The sequence below is a fragment of the Collinsella sp. AF37-9 genome, from assembly GCF_003475115.1.
Lineage (GTDB): Bacteria > Actinomycetota > Coriobacteriia > Coriobacteriales > Coriobacteriaceae > Collinsella.
Genome location: NZ_QROQ01000001.1, coordinates 66,068 through 92,572 on the forward strand (window position 1 = coordinate 66,068; position 26,505 = coordinate 92,572).

Annotated in this window: 23 protein-coding genes, 2 tRNA genes and 2 pseudogenes; 1 reads left to right on the plus strand and 26 read right to left on the minus strand. The window is 58.7% G+C overall.

Features of this window, described 5'->3' with window-relative positions; translation table 11 throughout:
• Positions 1-95: 95 nt before the first annotated feature.
• From DW024_RS00270 to DW024_RS00310, 9 genes are all read right to left on the minus strand, one after another.
• Positions 96-1,403, minus strand: coding sequence for a lysylphosphatidylglycerol synthase transmembrane domain-containing protein (locus DW024_RS00270; RefSeq protein ID WP_117769625.1), 1,308 nt, complete (start codon positions 1,401-1,403; stop codon positions 96-98).
• 150 nt (positions 1,404-1,553) lie between these two features.
• Positions 1,554-1,630: transfer RNA gene (locus tag DW024_RS00275), tRNA-Glu, on the minus strand.
• Positions 1,631-1,652: 22 nt separating this feature from the next.
• Positions 1,653-1,729, minus strand: a tRNA-Glu gene (locus tag DW024_RS00280).
• Positions 1,730-1,856: 127 nt separating this feature from the next.
• A complete protein-coding gene (locus tag DW024_RS00285; protein ID WP_117769624.1) occupies positions 1,857-3,251 on the minus strand; it encodes a CCA tRNA nucleotidyltransferase in 1,395 nt (464 codons plus the stop codon).
• A gap of 196 nt (positions 3,252-3,447) precedes the next feature.
• Positions 3,448-4,380 (minus strand): 1-phosphofructokinase family hexose kinase, encoded by a 933-nt coding sequence (locus DW024_RS00290; RefSeq protein ID WP_022094572.1) that lies wholly within the window; start codon positions 4,378-4,380, stop codon positions 3,448-3,450.
• Positions 4,381-4,569: 189 nt separating this feature from the next.
• The gene (locus DW024_RS00295; protein WP_006233969.1) at positions 4,570-5,502 is read right to left on the minus strand and encodes a 1-phosphofructokinase family hexose kinase; all 933 of its coding nucleotides are present in this window, start codon (positions 5,500-5,502) and stop codon (positions 4,570-4,572) included.
• 74 nt (positions 5,503-5,576) lie between these two features.
• Entirely contained in the window at positions 5,577-7,280 is a 1,704-nt protein-coding gene (ptsP, locus tag DW024_RS00300) for a phosphoenolpyruvate--protein phosphotransferase (protein WP_035138206.1), read from the minus strand.
• A gap of 133 nt (positions 7,281-7,413) precedes the next feature.
• Complete coding sequence (locus DW024_RS00305) at positions 7,414-7,677, minus strand: HPr family phosphocarrier protein (RefSeq protein WP_022094575.1); 264 nt, start codon at positions 7,675-7,677, stop codon at positions 7,414-7,416.
• A gap of 505 nt (positions 7,678-8,182) precedes the next feature.
• Positions 8,183-10,186: a fructose-specific PTS transporter subunit EIIC gene (locus DW024_RS00310; protein WP_118288927.1), complete on the minus strand. Its 2,004-nt coding sequence runs from the start codon at positions 10,184-10,186 to the stop codon at positions 8,183-8,185.
• Positions 10,187-10,459: 273 nt separating this feature from the next.
• Here DW024_RS00310 and DW024_RS00315 point away from each other — a divergent pair, with 273 nt between their 5' ends.
• The gene (locus DW024_RS00315) at positions 10,460-11,317 is read left to right on the plus strand and encodes a MurR/RpiR family transcriptional regulator (RefSeq protein WP_117637710.1); all 858 of its coding nucleotides are present in this window, start codon (positions 10,460-10,462) and stop codon (positions 11,315-11,317) included.
• Positions 11,318-11,538: 221 nt separating this feature from the next.
• Here DW024_RS00315 and DW024_RS00320 read toward each other — a convergent pair whose 3' ends face one another.
• The 17 genes and pseudogenes from DW024_RS00320 to erm(B) all read right to left on the minus strand — a co-directional run bounded on the left by DW024_RS00320 (position 11,539) and on the right by erm(B) (position 26,278).
• Positions 11,539-13,167 (minus strand): DNA repair protein RecN, encoded by a 1,629-nt coding sequence (locus DW024_RS00320; RefSeq protein ID WP_118065373.1) that lies wholly within the window; start codon positions 13,165-13,167, stop codon positions 11,539-11,541.
• Positions 13,157-14,017 carry an NAD(+)/NADH kinase gene (locus DW024_RS00325; RefSeq protein ID WP_118065371.1) on the minus strand — a complete coding sequence of 287 codons (861 nt, stop codon included), beginning with the start codon at positions 14,015-14,017 and terminating at the stop codon, positions 13,157-13,159. Before DW024_RS00325 ends, DW024_RS00320 begins: the two co-directional genes overlap by 11 nt.
• A complete protein-coding gene (locus DW024_RS00330) occupies positions 14,014-14,817 on the minus strand; it encodes a TlyA family RNA methyltransferase (RefSeq protein ID WP_233540790.1) in 804 nt (267 codons plus the stop codon). Before DW024_RS00330 ends, DW024_RS00325 begins: the two co-directional genes overlap by 4 nt.
• Before the next feature lie 34 nt (positions 14,818-14,851).
• Positions 14,852-15,091: an exodeoxyribonuclease VII small subunit gene (locus DW024_RS00335; protein WP_006233978.1), complete on the minus strand. Its 240-nt coding sequence runs from the start codon at positions 15,089-15,091 to the stop codon at positions 14,852-14,854.
• 2 nt (positions 15,092-15,093) lie between these two features.
• Positions 15,094-15,681, minus strand: a complete 588-nt coding sequence (gene nusB / locus DW024_RS00340; protein WP_117806187.1) for a transcription antitermination factor NusB — start codon at positions 15,679-15,681, stop codon at positions 15,094-15,096.
• A 3-nt stretch (positions 15,682-15,684) separates the two neighbouring features.
• A complete protein-coding gene (locus DW024_RS00345) occupies positions 15,685-16,047 on the minus strand; it encodes an Asp23/Gls24 family envelope stress response protein (RefSeq protein ID WP_006233982.1) in 363 nt (120 codons plus the stop codon).
• Between the two features lie 24 nt (positions 16,048-16,071).
• The gene (efp, locus tag DW024_RS00350) at positions 16,072-16,635 is read right to left on the minus strand and encodes an elongation factor P (RefSeq protein WP_117806186.1); all 564 of its coding nucleotides are present in this window, start codon (positions 16,633-16,635) and stop codon (positions 16,072-16,074) included.
• Positions 16,636-16,795: 160 nt separating this feature from the next.
• Positions 16,796-17,926 (minus strand): Xaa-Pro peptidase family protein, encoded by a 1,131-nt coding sequence (locus tag DW024_RS00355; protein WP_118376667.1) that lies wholly within the window; start codon positions 17,924-17,926, stop codon positions 16,796-16,798.
• A gap of 132 nt (positions 17,927-18,058) precedes the next feature.
• A complete protein-coding gene (locus DW024_RS00360) occupies positions 18,059-19,168 on the minus strand; it encodes a hypothetical protein (RefSeq protein WP_118376668.1) in 1,110 nt (369 codons plus the stop codon).
• Positions 19,165-19,698: a shikimate kinase gene (locus tag DW024_RS00365; RefSeq protein ID WP_006233986.1), complete on the minus strand. Its 534-nt coding sequence runs from the start codon at positions 19,696-19,698 to the stop codon at positions 19,165-19,167. Before DW024_RS00365 ends, DW024_RS00360 begins: the two co-directional genes overlap by 4 nt.
• Positions 19,699-19,706: 8 nt before the next feature.
• Positions 19,707-20,204 carry a YqeG family HAD IIIA-type phosphatase gene (locus tag DW024_RS00370; RefSeq protein ID WP_117769616.1) on the minus strand — a complete coding sequence of 166 codons (498 nt, stop codon included), beginning with the start codon at positions 20,202-20,204 and terminating at the stop codon, positions 19,707-19,709.
• A 1-nt stretch (position 20,205) separates the two neighbouring features.
• Positions 20,206-21,639: an endolytic transglycosylase MltG gene (gene mltG, locus DW024_RS00375; RefSeq protein WP_233504583.1), complete on the minus strand. Its 1,434-nt coding sequence runs from the start codon at positions 21,637-21,639 to the stop codon at positions 20,206-20,208.
• Positions 21,632-22,060 (minus strand): Holliday junction resolvase RuvX, encoded by a 429-nt coding sequence (gene ruvX / locus DW024_RS00380; RefSeq protein WP_022094586.1) that lies wholly within the window; start codon positions 22,058-22,060, stop codon positions 21,632-21,634. Before ruvX ends, mltG begins: the two co-directional genes overlap by 8 nt.
• Before the next feature lie 17 nt (positions 22,061-22,077).
• Positions 22,078-24,735, minus strand: a complete 2,658-nt coding sequence (alaS, locus tag DW024_RS00385; protein ID WP_117769614.1) for an alanine--tRNA ligase — start codon at positions 24,733-24,735, stop codon at positions 22,078-22,080.
• Positions 24,736-24,870: 135 nt separating this feature from the next.
• Positions 24,871-25,008 (minus strand): annotated as a pseudogene (locus tag DW024_RS10155) (chromosome partitioning protein ParA); the annotation flags it as partial.
• Between the two features lie 102 nt (positions 25,009-25,110).
• A pseudogene (locus tag DW024_RS10405) lies at positions 25,111-25,371 on the minus strand (topoisomerase DNA-binding C4 zinc finger domain-containing protein); the annotation flags it as partial.
• A gap of 169 nt (positions 25,372-25,540) precedes the next feature.
• The gene (gene erm(B), locus DW024_RS00400) at positions 25,541-26,278 is read right to left on the minus strand and encodes a 23S rRNA (adenine(2058)-N(6))-methyltransferase Erm(B) (protein WP_002321849.1); all 738 of its coding nucleotides are present in this window, start codon (positions 26,276-26,278) and stop codon (positions 25,541-25,543) included.
• Positions 26,279-26,505 lie beyond the last annotated feature (227 nt).

Here is a 26,505-nt window from a genome sequence, read left to right on the forward strand (position 1 = left end):
GAGCATTCATCAACAGATGAGAGATAATCTACGTAAGAGGATTATCCCCCATACAGCACAAATATGCCCCGCATCATGAAGAACGCACGACTGCCCTACTGCGACTTGGGATGCTTCTTCTTATTAAGTGCCGACGGAGATACGCGAATACCATCGCCTGTCTGGCGCACATAGGCTTTATGAGCCGGCTTAGCGGTCCCAGAAGCCTTCTGAGCGCGCTTCTTGGGATCAACGGTAACAGCATTCGTGGGGTGCGGCTTAGTGGGCGCAGAGGGCGTCTGAGACGTGCGGCCGAGCTTGCGCATCACACGATCCCAGCGCGCATGGATGCTCTCGTTGTGGGCGCTCTTAAGTCCCAGCAGGGGCGCAGCCAAAATGGTCGGCGCAATAAACGTAATGAGGCGCCACAGCAGATAGCCGGCGGTCGAAGCCGACCCAAAGAAATGACCCAAGAACAATGCAAAGCCGCCCTCAGCACCACCAGTTCCACCGGGCAAGGGAACCGCAGAGCTCAGCAGCTGGACAAAGGCGCTCGCGGCCATGACCGAGAAAAAGTCGACCTCGTGGTGGCCAAAGGCAAGCATCAGGAAATACGGCACCAGATAGAAAAACGCGAGCTGCAGCATGGTGATAAACACGGTGAGCAGCATGGAAGAAAAATGTCCGGCTGAAAGCTTGAACTTCTCGGAGAAGGAGTAGATCTCGCCATCGACAAACGTGCGCCATCCCTCGATCTTAGTGGCCGAGACACCAATGCGCTCAAGCCAATTGATGATGCAGTGGGCGACGCGCGTGACGGTCTTAGGCATGAGCGCGACGGCGAAGATGCCAAGCAAGATGCAGCAGTGCCCACCAAAGCTAAAGACGCACAGCAGCGTCATGTCGCCATAGCGCTCGGCAAAAAACGGCATGCGAGCAAGCAGTAGGATAGCGCCCCAGGCAACGAGGCCAAACTGATACACGATAAAGCGCGTGAATTGCGTGGCTCCGGCCTCGCCGACATTTTGGCCCGCCTTGGTCAGGCGGTAGATCTGAGCAGGAGTCGAGCCCATCATCATAGGTGTGAGGTTGCCAAAGAAGATGCCGCTCGCCTCGACCGAAATGAGGTCGCGAATGCCGACGGGTGAATTGGGGTCGAGCCAGACAGCGATCGCATAGGCCACAATGCCAAAGAACAGATACATGAACATGCAGAGACACGCGACAACGAGCCATGACGCCTGGACGCTCGACATAGCGGCCCAGAACTGCCCCATCTGCCCGGTTACCACCAGATAGACGATATAACCCACCAGCACGACGCCGATAAAGATGGCGCCGCGGCGTGCGCTCTTATTGTCATCTCCGCCCGAGGCCTCAACCTCGACCTGGGGCTTAGACGTATGCTGAGAGGACTCCGTCATGAGACTCCTTCTAACAGTCAAAATATCTTGGATATTGTACCCGCAAGGACCATAGACAGAACGCAAAGCTCTGGTTCAAACGGGAATTGCAGACGGTTGTTTGAAAATAAAAAACCCGGCCTTCCATAGGAAGTCCGGGTATCAGATGCGTGGTAGCCCGTACCAGATTCGAACTGGTGATCTCCGCCTTGAGAGGGCGGCGTCCTAAACCGCTAGACGAACGGGCCATAAGCCTCAGCAGAAAAGAAGTGGTAGCCCGTACCAGATTCGAACTGGTGATCTCCGCCTTGAGAGGGCGGCGTCCTAAACCGCTAGACGAACGGGCCACATGACATCTGCACTGCCGTGCTGCGAGGAGATATATTACGGGACAAAAAACGTCAGCGCAAGAAGAAATTCCAAATTGCCGAAAAATTGTCGGCAGGTTATGGAACACGCAGGTAAACTAGGTAGCTAATTCAAGTTGAGATGGACCAAAAGAGCTTCGCGCTCGTTGGGAATGTTGTCTTCGATCACGGCGTCGAGGGCGGAGTTGAGAAGCTGCCCCAGTTCCGGCCCGGGCTTGACTCCAGCACGGATCAGGTCGCCGCCGTTGATGGCGAGCATCTTGAGCGTATAGGGCTCCCCCGCCCTCAGCAGCTCGTGCGCCATCGCGCGCATCTCCTCAATCGTCTCAACGTAATAGAAGCACGACGGGGCCTTGCCAAGTGTGTCGGCACGCTTAAGGTCCATGAGCTCGTCAATCAGGCGGGCCGTGTCGACGCCCTCACCCGAAAGCGCGCGCATCATATTGAGCAGACAGGAGCGCTCGGGGCGCAGCGGCATGTCATGGTATTTGATGAGCAGGCACACGTCGCGCACCAAGTCGTGCGAGAGCGCCAGGCGATCCATAATGACGCGCGCCTTCTTGGCACCGAGCTCGGGATGACCGTAGAAGTGTCCGCTGCCGGCGTGATCGACCGTGAAGCACTCGGGTTTGGACACATCGTGCAAAAACGCCGCCCACATAAGACTCGACGAGGGCGCGACGCCGTCGCACAGCGCCAGCTCCCCTGCCACCGTCAGAACACGAGCGATATGCTCGTAGACGTTAAACGCATGATAGACACTTCGTTGATCAAACCCGCGACCCGCTGCCAACTCGGGCACGGCGGCGCAGATGAGCTCGGGGTAGCGCAGCATGGCATCTCCCCCGTGGCCGGTCGAAAGGATGCCCTCAAGCTCAATGCCCACACGCTCGCGCGCCACGGCATCGAGCAGCGGCGCGCACTCGGCAAGCGCACGCTTGGTCTCGGGCTCAATCATAAAGTCCAGGCGGCAGGCAAAGCGCACCGCACGCAGCATGCGCAGGGCGTCCTCGTTAAAGCGACGCTTGGGATCGCCGACAGCGCGAATCAGCTTGCGCTCCAAGTCACCCTGGCCGTCGTAGCGGTCGACAAGCCCGCACTCGGGATGCCAGGCCATGGCATTGACGGTAAAGTCGCGGCGCGCCAGATCGTCCTCGAGCGAGGCGGCACGCTCCACACTCTGAGGATGGCGACCATCGGTGTAAAAACCATCCAGACGGTACGTGGTGACCTCGATACGCTCGCCATCGGAAATAGCCGTGATTCCGCCAAATTTAATGCCCGACTCCACAACCGCGATGCCGGCGGCCTCGAGCGCCGCTTTGGACTCCTGCCACAGGCCGCTACAGCACATATCAACATCGTGGCTGGGGCACCCCATCAGGGCGTCGCGCACCCAACCGCCCACGTACCAAGCCTCAAGACCAGCCGCCTCAAGCGCGCGCAGGACGCGCAGGGACGCATCGGACGGTTGCGTACCGTTGAGCGAAACATTGCACATGCCTATGGCCTCCTGCACTTGTGAGCGTTAATCGATGGTTCTCAAGAAGTCTAACAAGAAACGAGAAAGCGCGCACACGCAATCGCGTCATCGATTAGATAAAACGTGACAGCAGACGCCACATACGTTCAGCGCGCAAAAAAACACCCGCCTTGGTAATCCAAAGCGGGTGTTCGGCAACGACGTATCGATGCTGCTAGCAGACCTGGCGAACCTCGATGTGCTTCTTATATTCGTCCACCTTGGCAAAATCGCCCAGACCGGGGCACTCGACCACATTGGCGCCGGTAGCCATCGAAAGGCGCAGGGCGTCCTCGACTCGCTCGGGAGCGTCGTGCCATACGGACAGGAAGGCAGCGAGCGAGGAATCGCCGGCGCACACCGTCGACAGCAGCTTGACGTCGAAGGTGCGATTGGCAAACCAGATGTGCTCGCCGTTGGAGAAGTACGCACCGGCGCCACCGAGGGTCAGCAGCACGTTCTTGGCGCCCTTGGCGTGCAGCTCGGCCATAGCGCCCTTGACGGACTCATCGTCGCCACCGCTCACCTTAATGCCAAAGATGTCGAGCAGCTCGTCGTCATTGGGCTTGATCAGCAGCGGCTCCATGGCAATGAGGTCTGCCAGCTGATGGCTCGAGATGTCGAGGACGAACTCGGCCCCCTTGGCCTTGACACGGCGCAGGACCTCGGCCAGGAAGCCCTCGGAAGTGTTGGGAGGCAGCGAGCCGCTGATGACCAGGCAGGTCATGTCATCGAGTGAATCGATGAGCTCAAACATCTCCTGCTCGTTGGCCTCGTTGATGGCGGCACCGGCGTTGACCATGTTGTACTCGGTGTCGGGTCCGGCATTGAGGAACACGTTGACGCGCGTGATGCCGTCGGTCCACACGGGCTTGACGGGCACGCCCAGGGCCTCGGCGCCCTTGACGATGAACTCACCCGAGAAACCGGCGAAAAAGCCCAGAATCGTGGTGTCGACACCGTAGTGATCGAGGGTGAACGAGACGTTGAGACCCTTGCCGTTGGGCGTGTAGACGGCGTTACGGGTACGCGTGACGGTGTTGGCAGCAAGGCCGTCGCAGGCGATGTTGTAGTCAATGGCGGGATTTGCAGTGAGCGTGTAAATCATGAATGTTCCTTTCACGAAGCAACGTGTTGATGAAAGTATATTCCACCCATCGGTAAAGGGCTAGGACAACTCGGTGAACGGTGTGGAAGCGATGAAGTACGGCAGAACATCTCTCTCCAATGACGGAACAAAAAAGGCGCCCCAGCCGAAACCGGGGCGCCGCATGCGCACGAATATGTCGCGTTTCGATTACTGACGATCGAGCTTGCGGACAGCAACGCGCTTGCTGTACTCGTCGACGTGACCGAAGTCGCCGATGCCGACGGACTCGGCAACGTTGGCGCCGGTGGCCATAGCGAGCTTCATGGCCTCCTCGACGTTGTCGCGATCCCTGTACCACTTGTGCAGGAACGCAGCGAGGGTGCAGTCGCCGGCGCAGACGGAAGAAACCAGCTTGATGTTGAACTCACGCTTGGCGTACCAGATGTCCTCGCCGTTGGAGAAGTAAGCGTCGCCGCGGCTACCACGGGTGAGCAGCACGTTCTGAACGCCAGCGTCGTGAGCCATCTTCATGGCAACGCGAACCTCGTCGTCGGTGTCGACCGGCACGCCGAAGATGGCCTTCATCTCGTGATGGTTCGGCTTGATGAGCAGCGGCTTCTTGTGAGCGAGCTCCTTGAGCTTATCGGAGGACAGGTCCAGGACGACGTCGGCGCCACGAGCCTGAGCGTGCTCCATGACCTGAGCCAGGAAGTCAGGCGTAGCTTTGGGAGGCACGGAGCCGGAAACGATCAGGCACTCGAGATCGCCCGCGGTGTCCAGGATGTTGTAGAGCTCCTCCTGGTGCTGCGGCGTGATCGGAGCACCCGGGTTCAGGATGCCGTACTCGTGCTGGCCATCGTTGACGTAGGTGTTAATGCGCGTGATACCGTCGGTCCAGACCGGGCGGCAGAGGCAACCCAGGTTCATGACCTCCTCGACGATGAACTTGCCCGTGAAGCCAGCGAAGAAGCCGAGCGCGACGGTGTCGACGCCCATCTTCTTAAAGGCGAAGGACACGTCGAGGCCCTTGCCGTTAGCCGTGTAGCTGGCCGAGCCGGTGCGGACGTTCTCGTCGGGCTCGAGCGGAGAACTCGAAACCGTCATGTCGACAGCCGGGTTAGCAGTTAGCGTGTAGAACATTTACAGTACCCCCTGTATATGTGAGGGCCGCGTGGCCGGCCCATTCCAACCACGCGGTTACCTCTGATACCAAATTAACGAGCTGCGGACTCGAGCAGTGCCTTGACCTCGGCGGCAGTGTTGCAGGCGAGCGCCTTTTCGGCGAGCTCGTCGCACTCGGCCTTGGTCCACTGGCTGATGGTCTTGCGGGCGCGCAGGATCGACGGAGCGCTCATCGAGAACTCCTCCAGGCCCCAGCTGATCAGCAGCGGCTCGAGCAGCGGATCGGCAGCGGCCTCGCCGCACATACCGACCATGATGCCGGCCTTCACGCCGCTCTCGATGATGTTCTTGAGCGAGCGGAGCACGGCGGGATAGTAAACCTGGTACAGGTTGGAGATGGTGTCGTTACCACGGTCGGCGCACATGGTGTAGCCGATCAGGTCGTTGGTGCCGATGGAGAAGAAGTCGGCAACCTCGGCCAGACGGTCTGCGAGCAACGAAGCGGCGGGCGTCTCGACCATGATGCCGACCTCGATGTTCTCGTTGAACTTGCGACCCTCTTCGGTCAGCTCGGCCTTACACTGCTCGACGAGCTCCTTGACAGCCAAGACCTCCTCGACGCAGGTGACGAGCGGGATCATGATCTTGACGTCACCGAAGGCGCTAGCGCGCAGCAGAGCGCGGAGCTGGACCTTGTACTGGTCGGGATTGGCCAGGCAGTAACGCACGGCGCGGAAGCCCATGAAGGGGTTGTCTTCCTTGACCATATGCAGATACGGGATCTCCTTGTCGCCACCCACATCGAGTGTGCGGATGATGACCGGAGCACCCTTGAGCGCGCTGGCGACCTTACGGTAGGCGTTGAACTGCTCCTCCTCGGAAGGAAGCTCAGCAGAGTCCATGAACAGGAACTCGGAGCGGAACAGACCGATGGCCTCGGCGTCGTGATCGAGCGCGTTGGGCACGTCATCGGGGTTACCGATGTTGCAGGCGATGATCTTCTTGATGCCATCGGCAGTCACGGACGGCTTGCCACGGAAGGCCTCGAGGGCTGCCTTCTCGGCAGCGAAGGCCTCGGCCTTGGCGGTGTAGGCAGCGAGCGTCTCCTCGTCGGGATCGGCCTCAACGATACCCTTGCCGCCGTCGACGACAACGGTCATACCGTTGCGCAGCGCGGTGCAGCTGTTGGAAACCGAAAGGACAGCCGGGATCTCAAGGGCGCGCGCAATGATCGCGGAGTGCGACGTGCGGCCACCGGTCTCGGTGACGATACCGGCAACGTGGGCCTTATCGATCGTGGCGGTCATGGACGGCGTGAGGTCGTGCACGACAACGACGGTGTTCTCAGGCAGGACGGAGAGGTCGACGACCTCCTTGCCCAGCAGCTCGGCCAGAATACCGGTGCGGATGTCGGCGATGTCGGCCGCGCGCAGACGGAACATCTCGTCGTCCATGGACAGGAACATGTTCTCGAACATGGTCGAGGTGTCCATGAGCGCCTGCTCGGCGCAGGTACCGCCGTCAATGGCGGCGTTGATGGCGTCAGTCATGCCCGGGTCCTGAGCCAGGACAATGTGTCCGCTCATGATCTCGGCCTCGGCCTCGCCCACCGTCTCCTTCATATGGTCGGCCTGAGCCTGGGTCTTCTCGCAGAAGACCGAAAGAGCGGACTGATAGCGCTCCTTCTCTGCTGCCGAATCAGCAACCTCGTGCGGCTCAAACGTCAAGTCGGGATCGACGGCGACCATGACGGTGCCGATACCGATGCCCTCGGAAGCGTTGACTCCCTGATACATTCCCATTCCTCTCTCCGTGTCATGTGATAAAGCGTTTTGCCATATCCATGACAAAAGAGCGCAGCTACCTTACAACAGGTCACTGCGCCCCCAAATATGAACTTAGTTGTTCAACATGCGACCCGTTTGAGTTCTACTCGCCAAGACCGCTCTTGATGAGCTCGATGGCAGCAGCCAGAGCCTCGGCCTCGTCAGCGCCGTCGCACTTGACCTCGACCTCAGTGCCGCAGGGGATACCAGCAGCCATGAGGGCCATCGGGGACTTGCCGTTGACCTCCTTCTCGGGGGTAACGACCGTCACGTCACAGGCGTACTTGCCCATGGTGGAGGCGAACAGACCAGCCGGACGCATGTGCAGACCCTGAGGATTAACGAGGGTAGCCTTCTCAGAAACCATAGTTGACTCCTTTTTGTGTTTAACCCCTGTCATGCATGTGGCAGGAGTCAGATTCACGACGTTGTTTATATTAACTCACATCAAACGGTTTTTCATTGTGTTTCACACGAATTGTTGGACAGATGTCGTATCCCTGCGCTCGCCCGCCCGGCGGGGCGATTAAGTTTGCTGCTCTACAGTCCTGCGCAAGACGGAAAGCACATTAAGTGCTTTCCTTTGCGTGCGGAACTCGCGACAAACTTAATCGCCCCGCCGGGCGGGCGAGCTGCGGAAACTCGGTCGATCCAAAGTAATATCGTGCGAAAGGAATTCTGGCTGAATTATTGTTGGCGTGGGTGATTCAGTCGATGAGGGCTATTAATGCCCTGTTGGGGACTAAGGAGTGGCCCGGGGTGCCGGCAGGAAAAGGACGTCCCTAAGTGCCGGGTGGCATGAAAAAAGGCGAGGACCCGTAGGGAGTCCTCGCCTTTGTTACAGGGGGCGATGTTATTCGCGTACTGCGGAATTAGACCAGGCGGGCGTTGATCGTCTTGGCGATCTCGGCGGCGTCGGTGGAACCCTTGACGGTGGCACGGAAGTCCTCGTCCATGAGCGCCTCGGCGACCTTGGACAGGATCTTGAGGTGCGTGGTGCCAGCCTGTGCACCAGGGATGAGCAGAGCGATGGCCACGTTGACGGGAGCGCCGTCCATGGTATCCCAACCGGTCACGCCGGACTCGTCCTTAACGACGATGACGGCAGCCTCGGTAATGGCGTCGGACTTGGCATGCGGAATGGCGAAGCCCTCCATCATTCCCGTGGTGCCCTCGGCCTCGCGGGCCAGGAAGGCGTTCATCACGGCGTCGGCGTCGCTGGCGATACCAGCCTTGACAGCCTGGTTGGAAACGAAGCTCAGAGCCTCGTCACGAGAAGCGAAGTCCTCGGCGACAAAGACATTCTCAACCTTCACGAAGTCGGCAGCCTCGACCTTAGGGGCCTCAACGGCAGCGGCCTTGGAAGCCTCAACCGGCTTGGCTACAGGAGCGGCCTTCTGATTCTTCTCGAAGTCGTACTTCTTGAAGGCCACGAACAGGATGCCACCGACCACGGCGCCGATGAGGATCGCGAGGACCCACTGCGGGCCGTTCTCGACAACGGGCAGGACCAGGAAGCCGCCGTGAGGCGCCGGATCGTGAACGTTGAAGAAGATGGTCAAGATGGAAGCGATGGAAGAACCGACCATCATGATGGGCATGACGGGCCAGATGTTCTTGGTCATGAACGGAATGGCGCCCTCGGTGATGTGGGTGCAACCAAGGATAAGGTTGACGATACCGGCGTCATGATCCTCCTGGCTGAAGTACTTCTTGCCGACAACGACGGCGAAGGTGGTGATCAGCGGCGGAACGATGCAAGCGGCGGAGACGGCAGCCATGAAGTTGGTGCCGAAGTTGTAGGTCTCGGTGCCGACGCCAGCTTCGAGAGCGGTACCGAGCAGGAAGGTGCCAGTAGCGTAAGCAGCCTTGTTGACCGGGCCGCCCATGTCAAATGCGCACATGCAGCCGATGGCCAGGCCAAGGATCACCGGACCGGAGTTACCGAGGCTCTGCAGGAAATCCATCATGCCCTGGTTAATGGCAGCCATGGGGCCGGAAATACCGAGCATGACTAGGCCGACGATGGCGGTAGAGCACAGCGGATAAAGGAAGATTGCCTTCAGGCCATTAAGGCTCGCGGGAATTTTAGAGAAAACCTTCTCGAGCAGCAGGATGACATAGCCAGCGAGGAAGCCGCCGACGATGCCGCCCAGGAAGCCAAAGCCCACACCCGAGCCTCCAGCGTCGATCATGCCAGTATCGGCGTTAACGGGCAGACCCTGGATGGCAATCATACCGGCGACGAAACCGGGGACGAGCGCCGGGCGCTTGCCGATAGACTCGGCGATGTAGGCGGAGAGCACCGGAACCATGAGGTTCATGGCGATACCGCCGATAATCTTGAGCATCGCGGCAAAGCTGTTGTAGTCGGCAGCCGTCGAATCAAAGGACGTGATGCCCCACAGGAACGAAATGGCGGTCAGAACACCACCGGCAACGACGAAGACCAGCATGTGGCTGACGCCGTTCATGAGGTGCTTGTAGATGACGTGACCGATGGACTCCTTCTCCTCGACCTCGTCCTCGACATCGGCGGCAGCGGCAACCGTGTCGTCGCCCTTGGCGGCGAGCGCGCGGTCGATCAGCTTTCCGGCGGCCTCGACGGACAGGGCCTTGGAAACACCGACGGAAACCATGGGCTTACCGGCGAAACGCTCAGCCTGGACATCCTTATCGGCTGCGACGACGACGGCCTTGGCACCGGCGATCTCGCTCTTGGTGAGCTCGTTCTCGACACCGACCTGGCCATGAGTCTCGACCTTAATGGTCAGACCTCGCTCGGCAGCTGCCTTCTCCAGCGCCTCCTTCGCCATGAAGGTGTGCGCAATGCCGGTCGGGCAACCGGTCGCGGCGATGATGTCAAACTTAGCCATGTGTCCCTCCTTCTTGAGTACTGCGCCCGCAGGCGCTCCCCTAAACGCGCTTCAATGCGCGTTTTTCCACACTTGAAAGATACCAACCTACCGTCCGCGTGAGAAGAGATAAGGCGCAATTCTCCGGTGAAAGGTTCTTTCATAACCGTAAACGGTAAGTGAAAGTTTACCATCAACACTTGAAACGGCAAGGTGTATCTTGTAATTGAAAATGCCCGTATACTATGGCATTGAAAAACGAGTCCGATTTTCAATGCCAACCAGGAGCCATCCATGACCGATAGCAGCAAGAGCGCGCTCTCCCTTATTAGCACACACAAAGGGTACAGCGATTCCGAGCAGCGCATTGTCGACTATATATTGGAGCACCAGTCCGAGGCGCCGCGCCTGACGGCCGCCCAGCTCTCACGAGCCGCTGCCACGTCCGAGGCGACGGTTTCGCGCTTCTGCCGCAAGCTGGGCTTTGGCAGCTTCCGCAGCTTTCAGTTTTCGTTGGCTCGCGACTTGGAGAGTCAGCGCAACGAGGGCCTGACCGACGAGGTCTCGCTCGACAACATGGAGCAGAGCCTTAAAAATATCCTCGCCGCCAAGGTGAGTGAGCTTAATGCGACCATCGACGGCATTGATCACGACACGTTGGCCGCAGTTGTGCACGCGCTTAAGAATGCCGGCGTTATTGAGTTCGCCGCCGTGGGCAATACGAACGCGGTCGCGCTCGATGCGACATTTAAGTTTTCGCAGCTGGGCCTTCGCTGCATGGCAAGCACCATCAGCGAGACCTCGATTGGTTTCGCGCTCACGTTGCGCCCTGGTGATGTTATCGTGTTGATCTCGAACTCTGGCAAGTCGCGTCGACTGAACCGCATGGCAAAAGCAGCTCGCGATTGCGGCGCCACTGTAGTCGTCATCAGCAGCGACAGCAAGTCTCCACTTGCGCGCCTAGCCGACTACACCTTTAATACCGTCAATCACGAGGCACTGCTGACAACGGGCGACTTCGCGTTCTCCAAGATGAGCGCCACGATGATCATAGAGGTCATCTACAACTTCCTGCTGCCCGAAATCGAGGACGCGCGCGAGCACATCAGCTACTACGAAGAGCTCATCCAGCCGGATAAGGTCGTAGAGTAGACATTTTAGGGAGCCGATAAACGCCACTCGCCACGAAACCGGCCTATCTACTACGTTTTATCCGTATGGCCCAACCACATACCGAAAATAGAGAAAACCGCAGGCGCTCTACCTGCGGTTTTCTTTTTGCAATTCTTGACATGGTTCCCGATGGCCTATTAAACGTAGTAGATGGGCCGGTTTCGTGGCGGACAGGTCGGACATGCATGTGGCGGCACGGCCTAAGCACGCGCTTCTTCCAGCATCTGCCTGGCGTGCGCTAGGCTTGCCTCCGATTGATCGCCGCTCAGCATACGGGCGATCTCTGCGGTACGGGCATCGCCGGTCACCTCGTCCAGATGCGTTTGGGGAAAGTCGCCGGGCTCTTTACTGACCACGTAATGCTTGTCGGCCATGACGGCGACCTGCGCCAAGTGGGTTACGACAATCACCTGATGCGTAGCGGCGAGATCTGTCAGCACGCCCGCAAGTGCACGCGCCGTGGAGCCACCGACACCAGCATCGACCTCGTCAAACACCAACGTATCAACACCGTCCGCGTTACCGAGGACAACCTTGCTTGCCAGCATGACGCGGCTGAGCTCGCCGCCCGACGCAATGCGGCGCAAGGGACGAGGTGTCAAGCCAGCGCCGCTGCGATATAGCAGCTCGTAGCTTGAAGGGCCCGCCGGCGTCCATTCGGCACGCGGAAGATCGCGCGACTCCCAGACCAGCTCGGCACCGCCCATCTCCAGGCGCGCCATCTGACGGCCAACCTCGTGACAAAAGCGCGGGGCAGCGGTGTTCCGCGCGCGCTTAAGCGCCTTAGCAGCAGCAAAAAGATCGCGTTCAGCGCACCCGAGTGCCTCGCGAGCCTTCTTGATCTGCTCATCACCATCATCGACTAGAGACAGCAGCTCTCGTGAGCGGTCGCGCATGGCAAAGACATCGTCCATGGTGGGACCCCACTGACGCAGCAGGCCCTTGAGGTCGGAATACCGCTCGCGCATGCGAGCGAGCTCACGAGGGTCAAACGCAACGCCATCGCGATAGGCACGCAGCTCGTTGGCGCAATCCTCAAGCGAGATGCAGGCATCCGAAAGCGCATCGGCAATGTCACCGAGCTTGCGGTCAACGGTCGTCATGCGTGAAAGCTCGGCCACGGCGCCATTCACGGCATCGAGCGCTCCCCCCTCGGCAGCAAGCGATGCATGGGCCTCGTTGGCCGTCGCCACCAAGACCTCAGCGTGCTCCGAGCGCGGCAGCAGCTCCTCGAGTTCCTCGTACTCGCCTGGCTTGGGGTCGACCTCGGCGATACGCTCGAGGGCAAAACGCGCTTCCTCGACGCGACTCCCCTGCGCACGTGAGGCTTCCTCCACACGGCGAAGCTCCTTGGCGGCAGCACGCGAAGCCTTAAAGCAGGCACGATACTTCTCGAGCGCCTCAAGCGCCGCGCGCCCAGCCCAAGCATCGACCATGGCAACATGGTGCGCCGGGTCGAGCAGGCGCTGATGTTCATGCTGGCCGCAAAGATCCATCATCACGCCAACGCGCTCCGAAAGCTCGCGCACGCTGGCGATACGGCCGTCAATTTTTACGCGGCTGCGGCCCTCGGCAGAAAGGCTGCGCTGCACGGTGAAGCCCTCCGTGTCGTGCGGACCGTCAAACAGACGCGCCTCGACGCTGGCAAGCGCCTCGCCCTCGCGAACCGTCGACGAATCGGCGCGCTCGCCCAAAATGAGCTTGAGTGCCGAGAGCAGTGCGGTCTTACCAGCACCGGTCTCGCCGGTCAGAACCGTTAGACCCGCACTCGGAACCAACGTCGCCTCGCGAATGAGTGCAATGTTGGAAACCTGCAGCTCATCGATCATGACGCACTCCATAGAACACGCGACTCACCGAGTTATAGAAGCTCTCGGGACCGTAATCCAGCAGCAGCACATCGCCGGGACCGCGACGCACAGCCACGCTCTCGACCGTGCCGTCGCAGGTAATAAACTGTCCGTCGATAGCGATGGCAGGCACACTCGGGCGGTCGTCGGACATAAAGATCTCAACGACATCGCTTGGCGATGTCAAGAAAGCGCGAGCCTGAATGGTGTGCGGCGCGATGGGCACGCAAACCATGCCCGTATAATCGGGGCTCACGATAGGGCCGCCGGCGCTCAGCGCATAGCCGGTAGAGCCAGTCGCCGTCGACACGACGACACCGTCACCGCGCAGGCGATCGATATGATGGCCGGACACCGTAATGTCAAACTCAACCATATCGGAAAGGGGGCCGCGCGTAAGTGCCATGTCGTTGAGGGCAAACGTGCGCACGACATCCTTCGTGCCGTCTTCGCGCACCGAAACGATATCGGCGGCGATGGTGGCGCGGCGGCTCACGTGGAGCTCGCCGGACAGAGCATCGCTCACAACCTTTAAAATGTCGCGCTCCTCGGGGCTCGCTGCCGTCAAAAAGCCCAGATGACCATAGGAAAGACCCAAAATGGGAATCTCGCGGTAGTTGAGGATACGAGCCGCGCGCAGCAGCGTTCCGTCGCCGCCGAGCGTAATGACCAGGTCGGCATCGTCAACATCGGGCGCGCTTTGGATCTTGGAGCGCTGATCGGCAGCCCATGCGACCTCGTAGCCCTGGCGCGAAAGCCAAAGCTCGAGCATCAGGCCGCTCTCGACCGCCTCTTGCTTGTAGTAATTGGGAACCAGAAAGACTTTCATAGCGTTGCAGCTTTCTCGCTCAAAACCGATACCTGGGATTGCAGCTCATCGTCGGTGCGTTCGCCAGGGGCAAACCTTGTGCCGTACAGGAAAAACTCAACGTTGCCCTTAGCGCCATGGATGGGCGACACGCACACGTCAAGCGGGAACAGGCCCTTGGCGGCAAAAAGCTCAATCGCCGCCACGAGCGTATCGCGGCGGACGGCGAGGTCGGTCACGATACCGCCCTCGCCCACCAGCGCAGCCGGCGCCTCAAACTGGGGCTTTACGAGCGTGCAGAACGAACCCGAAGGATTCAGACACGCCAGCACGGCGTCGATGATATTCGCGATGCCGGTAAACGAGACATCACAAACAGCCAGGTCGATGGCGCCGGCATAGCCAAGCTCAGGCAACTGCGTCACGTTGGTGCGCTCATGCAGCGTCACGCGATCGTCCTGACGCAACGACCAATCGAACTGTGCGCGACCCACGTCCACCGAGACAACGGTCGCAGCTCCGCGCTTGAGCAGGCAATCGGTAAAGCCGCCGGTAGAGCAGCCTACGTCCAGGCAGGCAAGGCCCGTGGGGTCGATACAAAACGCATCGAGCGCACCCTCAAGCTTAAGGCCGCCGCGCCCAACGTACGGAATGCGCCCCTTAACGTGCAGCGGCAGGCCCGGCGTCACCTTGAGCCCCGGAGAGGCCAAACGCTCACCGCCGCTCGAAACCAAGCCGGCCATAAGAGTGCGAAGGGCATCCGCGCGATCGGCGCAGATGCCCTGTGAAATCAGTTCGTCATCAAGACGCACGCGTTTCATGAATGCCATCAACCATTCGTATCCGGAGATGCGGCTAGCTATCCTGGGATTCGTTTGCCGCATCCTCATCGTATTCCTGCTCGAGCTTATCGGCCTCACGCGGCGTCAGCTCAAACTTGTCGACCATATCGACCGCGCGGGAGCCCAGCTCAATCGCTTCGTCAAACAGATCGAGTGAACGCTCCAAGGACGTATCCTTGGAGCGAACGGTAGCAATGATCTGGTCCAGACGGTCCGAGATCTCGTCAAAGTTGCGGACAGAACCCTCTGGCATGGCTACTCCTCGACGGAGTCGGCCTCGACGGCCTCAGCAGCGTCCACATCCTCGGCAAGTACACCGGCGGTAGCCTGAGCGGCAGCGACCTTGGCGGCAGCCTCAGCAGCCTGGGCCTCCTCGCGAGCGCGATCCTCGGCCAGCAGTTCCTGGTACAGGTCCTCGCCCGGCAGCTCCTCGCTGCGAGCGATCTTGCCCAGCACGCCGTTGACAAACGAGGCGGACTGGTCGGTGCCATAGGCCTTGGCAAGTTCGACGGCCTCGTTGATCACGATAGCGTCCGAGACCTCTTCGTCGGTGAGGAAGCGCATCTCGTAGACGGCGATACGCAGCAGATTGCGGTCGGCGCCGGGCATGCGCATAAGATCCCAGTTCTTGGCGACGGCGCGCAGGGCACAGTCGATGCGATCGATATGCTCGTAGGCACCGCGGCACAGCTCCAGAGCATAGGGGTCGAGGGGGCCCTTCGAGATCAGGAAATCGCCCTCGAGGACGCGCTCGAGCGGGCTGTCCGTGGCCTCGGCCTGGAACAGCAGCTGCAGCGCCTGACTGCGGGCAAGCGTGCGCCCGCGATAAACCTTAAGGCTCAAAGGTTACTCCTTGGGGAAAACGAGGCCGTCGATGCAAACGTCAACGCGCTCGACCTCGACACCCACCTGGGCATCGATGGCGGCGACTACAGCGGCGCGAACGGCCTCGGCGAGTTTCTTGAACGGATAGCCAAAGAACACCACGACACGCACGGTGAGTGCGAGCTTGTCGCCGACGACCTCGGCTTCGACCGCCGGCTCGGAAGCCGGGGCCTTAGACGAGAGCATCATGGAGACAAGGTTGGTGGCAAGGTCCTTGACGCCAACGGAGGCGATGCCCTCGACATCGGACACGGCGCGCGAGACGATGGCGGTCAGAACATCGGGCGAAATGCCGATGCCGTCAATCTTGATTTCCTGGGGCATGAGTCCTCCTAGAAGAGTTGGTTGCTAGACGCGGGAGACGAACTTGCCGTCGCGGGTGTCAACCTTGATGACCTCGCCCTCGTTGAGGTACATGGGGACCTGGATGACAGCGCCGGTGTCGATCGTGGCCGGCTTGGTGGAGCCCTGGACGGTGTCGCCCTTAAAGCCCGGGTCGGTCTGGACGATGGTGGTCTCGATGAACATCGGCGGGGTCACGCCCATGAGCTCATCGTCGGCGAAGAGCAGCTGGCAAATGTCGTTCTCGCGCAGCCACTTGGAGTTCTCGCCCACCATGTCCTCGGGAACAGGAACCTGCTCATAGGTCTCATTGTCCATGAAGATGTAGTCGGCGCCATCGTTGTAGAGGTACTGGAACTCACGGGTGGTGAGCATGACGCTCTCGAACTTGGTGCCGGCGTTGCAGGTGTTCTCGACGACGCGGCCGCTCTTGATGTCGCGGGTCTTGTAGCGCACAAACGCGCCGCCCTTGCCCGGCTTGACATGCTGGAACTCGACAATGGTGTAGACCTTGTCCTTAATGCGGAGACCGAGGCCGTTCTTGAAGTCGGCGGTAGAAATGGTAGGCATAGCGACCTTTCTTGTTATGGGCAGAACGCACAAGCGTCCAATTTACATACGACCGAAATTATACACTTGCAGACGGCGCCTGCGGCGAGCGCATAAAAAGAGAACGCGGGGCGTCCGAATCGATCCGGACGCCCCGCCCCAAACTATCTACCGAAGTAGACTAGCAGTCGATAACGTGCAGGTCGTGCGGGGTCTTGGTGAAGGGCTCGTAGCCGTTCTCGGTGACCACGCCATAGTCCTCCAGGCGCACGCCGCCCACGCCGGGCAGGTAGACGCCGGGCTCCATGGTGATAACCGAGCCGACCTCGATGGTGTTCTTGCTGCGGTTGAAGTTGGGCAGCTCGTGGATATCGATACCGACACCGTGGCCCAGGCCATGGTTATAGTAATCGCCATAGCCGGCATCGCCGATGATCTTCTTGGAGAGCTTGAAGATGTCGTTGCCCTCGACGCCCGGATGGATGGCGGCGACGCACTCCTCGTGCGTACGGCGCACGAGCGCGTACAGGTCGAGCTGCTCCTGGGTGGGCTCGCCCATCACGACGGTACGAGTCATGTCGGAGCGGTAGTCGCAGTATCCCGCGCCGTAGTCCATCAGGACAAAGTCGCCCTTCTCGATCACGCGGTCGCTCGGGACGGCATGCGGGTTGGCGGTGTTGGGGCCGCTCGCGACGATGGAACCGAAGGCCAGGCTGTCGGCACCGTTGGCGAACATAAAGTTCTCGAGCTCGTTGCGTACCTGCTTCTCGGTCATACCGGGCTTAATAAAGCCGAGCATGTGCTGGAAGGCGGCATCGGTGATCGACTGCGCATGGCGCATGAGCTCGATCTCCTCGGCGTCCTTGATGGCGCGCATCTTGCGGATGTCGTCGTGCATCAGCGGCAACATACAGGCGACGGAGCGGTCCTCCAGGCCGCGCTGAATACCCTGGTAGAAATTAATCTGCATATCGTCCTCGACAGCGCAGACGCGGCATTTGTTGGCCGCGATCTTGCCGGCGACCCAACCGGGGATGGTGCCCTCATCCATGTCGTAGACCCAGGGGCTGCCGCCGGGCGTGTTCTCCTCAAAGCTGTTGAGGTAGCGCGAGTCGGTATGGAACAGGCACTGGTCGGCCGTAATAAACGCAGCGTGCGGGAACTCGAAGGTGTAGTCGAAGACGCCCTTCACACCCGTAAGCCAACGAAGGTTGGCCTCGTCGCGCACCACGATGGCGTCGTAGCCACGCTCGACCATCAGGGCACGGACACGCTCGATACGACCGGCAGGACCGGCAGCAAACTCAGACATGCAGATTCCTTTCTTGTTGTCTCTATATAGACGGGACGGGTCTCAACCGAACGACGGAATCGCATGCGATCCGCAACCGATTGGAAACCCGCCCCTCAACATGATACGAAAGACGATGGAAGTCAATAAATCTTAGAGAAGTTCTTTGCGAGAAGCCAAGTAAGCGTGAGCATGGCGCTCAAGAACCTCGTCCTCAACGTTCGTTAGGCGAATGGCGCCGAGTGCCGCGGGCAGCGGCAGCATGCTGCGGTTTGAGCGCGCGAACTGCTGCCTACGGAACTCCTCGATATATGCGGCAGGCTCCAGATCGAAGGCAAGTTCCTCGATACCAAAGTCCTCCAAGCAGTCATCGACCTCAAAGACGTAATCGATATCGAAGTCGCAGGCATCATGTGCTAGGCGCGCCTCAAAGCGCATGCCCTCGGACAACAGCTGGTAGGCAGGGACCTGCGAGGCGGCATCGCCCAAGCAAGCGCGCAGGGTACGCTCCCCCGTCTTGCCAAAATCGAGCGCATGGCGGGCGCTCGGGTTCGTGGCCATCAGTACGTCCTTGCGGGCAGTCTGAGACCATTGAACAGCATTGACGAGCGCGACTTCCTCGCCCGAGAGAATCTCGGGGACGGTCTCAATAAACTGATTCCAGCGGGACTTACTGCTCGAAAGCATGGTGCCAACAAGTACCACAAAGCCGAGCTTGAGGTCCTCGGGGTCCGTCTCGCGAACAAGGTCGAGGTCACAAACGACCAAGCCCGGTTCGGGACGAAACGCGATAGCGGGAAGCGCATTGGCCGACGAGGCGACGAGCGGCTTCATGGTCGTCGCGACCGTGAGCATGGCGTCGAACGTCGTCGGCAGCAGCGCGCACTCGGTGCGACCGCACCACTGGTTGGCGCACCAGCTAACAACCGAGCAGGTTGCGACATCGCCAACGGCGACAACCAGATCGTCGCAGGTAATGCCGTTGACAGACAGGGCGCCAAAGATAGCATCGGCATCGGCCAGCGTGGCACCAGCAGGCGAAACCTCGAGGACTAGCAGCGACACGGCAAAACCGGCGTCGACCAGAGCATGCTCGACGACCTCACCAAAACACTCGGATGTGGCGTCGTCCCAAACCACCATCGCGCGCTTAGGCTTGCCCACAGCAGAGGCAAACATGCGCGGTAGCTCCTCGAACGCGCCCAATCCGACGCGGACATCGACGCTGCGGTTTTGGAAATTGATCAGTTGACGGCGAATCATAGCAGTCCACGCTCCAAAAGCATCTCGGCACAAAGGTAGGAAACGTCCTCGAAGGACTTGTTGCGAATATCAAGGGTAAGGTCAGCGGCCTGGCGATACAGCGGACGGCGATGCTCAAACAGGCGCGCAGCATGCTCGGGCGAGCGGAAATCGGGGCGCGTGTCGGACCGACGAATCTGGCGAATCGAATCCTCGAAGTCGCCCTCGAGGTACACGCACGTACCCATTTCGTGCATCAGCTCAATATTCACCGGCGTCTCGACGATACCGCCCCCGCACGAAACCAACAGGCTGCGCTCGCTTTGGAGCGAACGGAGCGCCGAGGTCTCGAGCTCGCGAAAACGATCCTCGCCCTCGGTCTCAAAAATCTCGGTTACCGACTTGCCGCAACGGCGCACGACCAGGCGGTCGGTATCGATAAAACGCCGCTTAAACATAGTGCCGACGTTGCGCGCGAGCGTCGATTTGCCCGCGCCCAAAAAGCCGATAAAGAAGATATGGTCGCAGCCGTGTTTGGTGTGCTGGGACATAGCGAGACCTAATCCTCGCAGGGAAGGTCGCGCAGGGCCCGGCGCTCAAAGATACGGAAGATCTGCGTATACCACAGGTCCTGCGTCGCCTGCGGCTTTACCAAGATGGTATCGACGCCGGCGAAGTTGCCGCTCCACACGTCCGTGTAGAGCTGATCACCGATCAGCACCGCCTCGTCGGCCGTGGCGCCGAGGCGCTTAAGACCCGCCTTGAGGGCAAACGGCGCCGGCTTCATGGCGTGGCTGATGGCCTCGAGTCCCAGCTCGCGTGCAGAGCTCATGACCTGGTCGCGATGCCAGTTGTTGGACACCATGCACAGCTTAAAGCCTTTGGCGCGGGCGGCATCGAGCCAAGCGGAAACCGCGGCGGGAACCTGCTCGGTGTCGCGCGGCACCAGGGTGTTATCGCGATCGAGCAGAATGGCGCGTTTGCCGTCGGCCCACAGGGTATCAAGGTCGATGCGATCGACCGAGGCAACGTATCGTTTGGGGCTAAAAATCCTCATGCTAATTCCAAGACTGTTGATGCTCTTCGTAGGTTTGCGAGAAGTACTCCTCGTCCTGCGTAATGTAGAAATACAGGTCATCGGAGTCGGTCGGCTCAAGCGTGGCCTTGAGTGCCTCGAGCGACGGAGAGCAGATGGGCGTGGGCGGCAGGCCCTCATGCTTATAGGTGTTATACGGGCTATCGCTCTGCAGGTCGTCGGCGGTAACCTCGCCACCGGTGACATACATCATGGTCGCATCGCTGTTGAGATAGCGCAGACCGTCGAGCTTGCCGGCAAGGCGGTTGTAGAAGACCGAGGCCACGTGCGCACGTTGATCGGCGTTGAGGCCCTCGCGCTCAACGATAGAGGCCAAGTTGACGATGTCGTAGTCGGACATCTCCACACCGTAGCGCTCCTTGATCTTGGCTTCGCAGCTCGCAAAGTCAAGCGACTTGTACTCGGTCTTAAACTGATCGAGCATAGCGCGAATCACGTCATCGGCCGTCGGCGAATCACCCAACGAATAGGTCTTGGGGAACAAGAAACCCTCAAGCGAGTCGTTGGCGGCGCCCTTAAGGAAGCTATAGTCGTCCACGTAGTTGGAGGCCTTGGCCTGGTTGAGGAAGTCTTCCTTAGAGATGCCGCCGTAGGCCTGGGCCACACGGTCGGCAACTTGATCGACCGTTAGGCCCTCAGGGATAGTCAGCGCATTGGAGCCCGCGTTGGGGCCTTCCATGAGCTGCTGAACAACCTTGGTCGCATCCATGAGTGTGGTGAACGAATAAGTACCAGGCTTGAGCGACATATCGGCGTTGAGCTTTTTCACCGCCGCATAGTAATCCTTTGGATTCTCGACGATATGGTTCTCGGAGAGAATCGAAGCGATCGTATCGCCCGATGCACCGTCGGGAATGGTCACCGTAACCTGCTGACCAGCCGTGACCTTCGTATCCTCACCGGCAAAGAAGCCCTTGACGGCCGGCACGACAAAGAAAGCAATCGCAGCAAGCGCGAGCACCGCCACCACAATGCCGATGATCATGGGAACCGGAGAACTCTTCTTTTGAGCACCGCGACGAGCATGCGTGTTGTAGCTCGAACGGGTCGCCGGAGCAACGCCATGCGAACCGCGAGCGTGATGCGAATGCGATTGGGGGGTCTGCGTTCGCTGGGTAGGTACCTGCTGCTTAAAGCGGGTGCCGCCTGCAGGCTGGGCCGTACGAGCAGAAGGCTGCTGAGCCGCATGAGAAGCCGGATGCTGAACCGAACGAGCAGAAGGCTGCTGACCCGTCCGTTGAACAGGTTGGGCCGAACGAGAGAAGGACTGCACCGGGCGCGCGGCAGGCTGAGCTGCGCGCTGCGTCGGCTGTGCCGGACGCTGGCCAGGCTGGGCAGGGCGCGACTCCGGCTGACGTGTACGATTCGGCTGGCGCGGATCGGAAGCACTAGGCATGCTGGACCTCCTCGTTTTTACGATCGAGCCACGTCTGCAAAAACAGGCTGGCGGCAATCATGTCGATCTTGCCCCTCATCTGCTTTTCGTTGAGTCCCTGCTCGCGCAGGATACGCTTGGCCTCTTGCGAGGACAGACGCTCGTCCTCAAACTCCAGCGGAAGATCGAGCTCGTCGGCAATCTTTTGCGCCACAGCGGCAACGCGCTCGGCCTGAGGGCCGGGCTCACCGGCCATGGTCAGGGGACGTCCGCTTACCAGGATGTCGGGCTCATAGTCCTCGACCAGGTAGCGGAACGTCTTGGCCATACCGGTGACCTCGGCGGCCGGGAGCACCTTGACGGGCATCGCCATCTTGCCATCACGGCTCGAGACGGCGATGCCAATCCTGGTCTCCCCTATGTCCAACGCAAGCGCGACCACAGTGACTTCTTAGATTCTTAGGCGCCGAGCGCGGTCTTGGCGGCCGCGAGGGCATCGGCGATACCGGCGGCGTTCTTGCCACCGGCCTGGGCCATGTTGGGACGGCCGCCACCGCGACCGTCGACCAGGCCCGCGATCTGCTTGATCACATTGCCGGCGTGGAAACCGGCCTTGACGGCGTCATCGGAACCAGCGGCGAGCAGGGCCGGGGTGCCCTTCTCGGTCACGCTCGCGACGACGCAGGCGACAGGGCCGGCGACCTTCTGGTGCACGGTATCCCATACGTTGCGCAGGTCGGCAGCCTCAAGGCCCTGCAGCTCGGCGACGACGAGCTTGTAGCCATCGAGCTCGACGGCGCCCTCGATGGCGCTGGAGATGGCGTCGGAGGAGCCACCGGTCAGCGCCTTCTTGAGCTTGTTGGACGTCTCGCGCAGCTCGGCCTGCAGGTTCTCCACGCGAGCGGGAACCTCGTCGACGCGGCACTTGAGCGCAGCGGCGGCGGCGTCAACGAGCGCCAGGCGGTCGGCCATATAGTCGAGAGCACCCTTAGAGGTCACGGCCTCGATACGGCGGACGTTCGAGCCCGTAGAGGACTCGGAAATAATCTTGAACAGGCCGATCTCGGCGGTATTGGCAGCGTGCGTGCCACCGCAGAGCTCGCGAGAAAACGGCTGGTCCTCGGCGCCCACGGAGACGACGCGGACGACATCGCCGTACTTCTCTCCAAACAGAGCGACAGCGCCGGCAGCCTTAGCCTCGTCGATGCCCATAACACGGGTCACGACCGGCTTGGAGGCGAAGATCTGCTGGTTGACCAGGTCCTCTACAGCCTTGAGCTGCTCGGAGGAAAGGGCCTCGAAGTGCGTAAAGTCAAAGCGCAGGTGCTCGGGCGTCACCAGCGAGCCGGCCTGGGAGACGTGCTCGCCCAGGACCTGCTTAAGGGCAGCGTCGAGCAGGTGCGTGGCGGTGTGATTGCGGCGCAGGAAGCCACGGCGCTCGGCGTCGAGCGCGGCGGTAACAGCGGCACCGACAGTCAGCGTGCCATCGGCAACGTGCGCGACGTGGGCATACAGGCCGTTGTGGTTCTTGGTGTCGGCAACGGTCAGAACAACGCCCTCGGCGGAAAGCTTGCCGGCATCGCCCTGCTGACCACCCATCTCGGCATAGAACGGGGTGCGGTCGAGCACGACCTCGACGTCCTCGCCGGCGGCAGCGGACTCGACGGACTCGCCGTTGCGCACGATGGCGACAACCTTGGCGCCCTCGATGACGTCGTTGTCATAGCCATCGAACTCGGTCGCAGCGACCTTGTCGGAAAGCTCGACCCACACGTCGTTGAAGCTGCCCCAGGCATCGCCCTTGGCGTTGGCGCGGGCGCGGGCCTTCTGGTCCTCCATGCAGGCAGTGAAGCCGTCCATGTCGACGTCGTGGCCAGCGGTGCCGGCGATCTCGACGGTCAGGTCGATGGGGAAACCAAAGGTGTCGTGAAGCTTAAAGGCAACATCGCCCGGAAGCACAGCGCCCTCGGCAAGCGCGGCCAGAGCCTCGTCCAGGTAAACGCGGCCGTTGTCGAGCGTCGTGGAGAAGCGCTCCTCCTCGGAGGCAACGATACCCTTGACGAGCGCGACGTTCTTGAGCAATTCGGGATAGGCCTCGCCCATCTGAGCGTTGACCTCGTCGATAAACTTGGTCAGGAAGGCACCCTCGATGCCCAGCAGGCGACCGTGGAAAACGGCGCGGCGGAGCAGGCGGCGAAGGACGTACTCACGACCCTCGTTACCGGGAAGGATGCCGTCCGAGATCATAAAGTCGACAGCACGGGAGTGGTCGGCGATGATGCGAAGAGAACGGCTGGCGCCGGAGTAATCGTCGGCGTCATAGGTCTTGCCGCTGATCTCCTCGCCCAGCTTGATGAGGTGCTGCATCAGATCGCCGTCGTAGTTAGCGGTCTTGTGCTGCATGATAGCGGCCATACGCTCCAGGCCCATGCCCGTATCGAGGTTGCGGTGCGGCAGCTCCGGCATGGAGCCGTCCTCCTGGCGGTCGTACTGGGTAAACACGAGGTTCCAGAACTCAAGGAAGCGGTCGCAGTCGCAGCCAGGCTTGCAGTCGGGGCTGCCGCAGCCGACCTCCTCGCCCATGTCAAAGTAGATCTCGGAGCACGGACCGCAGGGACCGGTGGGGCCAGCGGCCCAGAAGTTGTCGTCCTCGCCCAGGCGGGAGATGTGGTCCTCGGCAACGCCCAGAGAACGCCACACGTCGTGGGTCTCGTCGTCCTCGGTAAAGACGGTAAAGTACAGGCGGTCGAGCGGCAGCTTGAACTCCTTGGTGATGAGCTCAAAGGCCCAAGCGCAAGCCTGCTCCTTGGAGACGCCGCCAAAAGAGAAATCGCCAAGCATCTCGAAGAACGACAGATGACGGCCGTCCTCGCCGATGCAATCGATGTCATTGGTGCGGACGCACTTCTGGCAGGAGATCGCGCCGATCTCCTTCATGGTCTTCTTGCCCTGGTAGTACTCCTTAAACTGGTTCATGCCGGCGTTGGCAAGCAGCAGAGAAGGATCGTCGGGGACGAGGGACGAAGAAGGATAGAGCTTAAGACCGCGCTCCTCAAAGAAGTTGAGGAACTTAGAGCGAATCTCGGCCGTAGTCATTGACGGGTAGTCAGCACTCATAGAGGGAATCTCCTCGGTTTCACATCGAAACAGTTCAAACGTAACGATATTACCATCCCACCGCGGCTGTGCAAAAAAGAGGGCCGCCAAACAGCGACCCTCCAGCGAAAGTGCATGTTATTTAGGACTAAGCAATCCTTTGAAAAAAATGTTTATATTAACAATCGCTTCATTTTTACTGTTTAAAATACGTCTTAATTCTTCAAGTATTTTGAGTTCTTCCTTCTCCATAACTACGCCCCATTCTTTTTTTGTATAGTAATATTGTATCATTAGGAATCACAAATCACAAGTGATTTGTGATTAATCACTTGTGATTTGTGATAAGTGATTTGTGATTAATATATAAAAGCCCTCTTTAAAGGGCTTTTATGCTTATTTTGAAAAAGAGATAAAATCAATATATCCCTTTTCTCCGATTTTTACAACGGCATTGTAGGACTTTCTATCTTTCGTTTTGATTCCTTTTACCAGGGTTTCTTTTCCCTCTAGTAATTCTTTTACATTTGTTTTGGTGAGTTTTTTCTTTCTAAAATGTTCAGCTAAAGTGAAGGTACATTCAGGATAATTTGAACAACCATAAAACGATTTTTTTAATACAATATTGTTGCCACACTTAGGACATTTTCCTACAAGGGGTCCCGAGCGCTTAGTGGGAATTTGTACCCCTTATCGATACAAATTCCCCGTAGGCGCTAGGGACCTCTTTAGCTCCTTGGAAGCTGTCAGTAGTATACCTAATAATTTATCTACATTCCCTTTAGTAACGTGTAACTTTCCAAATTTACAAAAGCGACTCATAGAATTATTTCCTCCCGTTAAATAATAGATAACTATTAAAAATAGACAATACTTGCTCATAAGTAACGGTACTTAAATTGTTTACTTTGGCGTGTTTCATTGCTTGATGAAACTGATTTTTAGTAAACAGTTGACGATATTCTCGATTGACCCATTTTGAAACAAAGTACGTATATAGCTTCCAATATTTATCTGGAACATCTGTGGTATGGCGGGTAAGTTTTATTAAGACACTGTTTACTTTTGGTTTAGGATGAAAGCATTCCGCTGGCAGCTTAAGCAATTGCTGAATCGAGACTTGAGTGTGCAAGAGCAACCCTAGTGTTCGGTGAATATCCAAGGTACGCTTGTAGAATCCTTCTTCAACAATCAGATAGATGTCAGACGCATGGCTTTCAAAAACCACTTTTTTAATAATTTGTGTGCTTAAATGGTAAGGAATATTCCCAACAATTTTATACCTCTGTTTGTTAGGGAATTGAAACTGTAGAATATCTTGGTGAATTAAAGTGACACGAGTATTCAGTTTTAATTTTTCTGACGATAAGTTGAATAGATGACTGTCTAATTCAATAGACGTTACCTGTTTACTTATTTTAGCCAGTTTCGTCGTTAAATGCCCTTTACCTGTTCCAATTTCGTAAACGGTATCGGTTTCTTTTAAATTCAATTGTTTTATTATTTGGTTGAGTACTTTTTCACTCGTTAAAAAGTTTTGAGAATATTTTATATTTTTGTTCATGTAATCACTCCTTCTTAATTACAAATTTTTAGCATCTAATTTAACTTCAAAAACACAATAAAAATCTGATTATCCGCTAAAACACAGTATCTATCAGCATTTTCAAGGAAACAAACACATCAGTTTACTACTTATTTACTACTAACGAATGAGCCTTGATACGCAAGTTTTCCTAGATATGCAAAGATATGGTACAGCACGTCAGTATTGAAACAAGAAAAAATTGA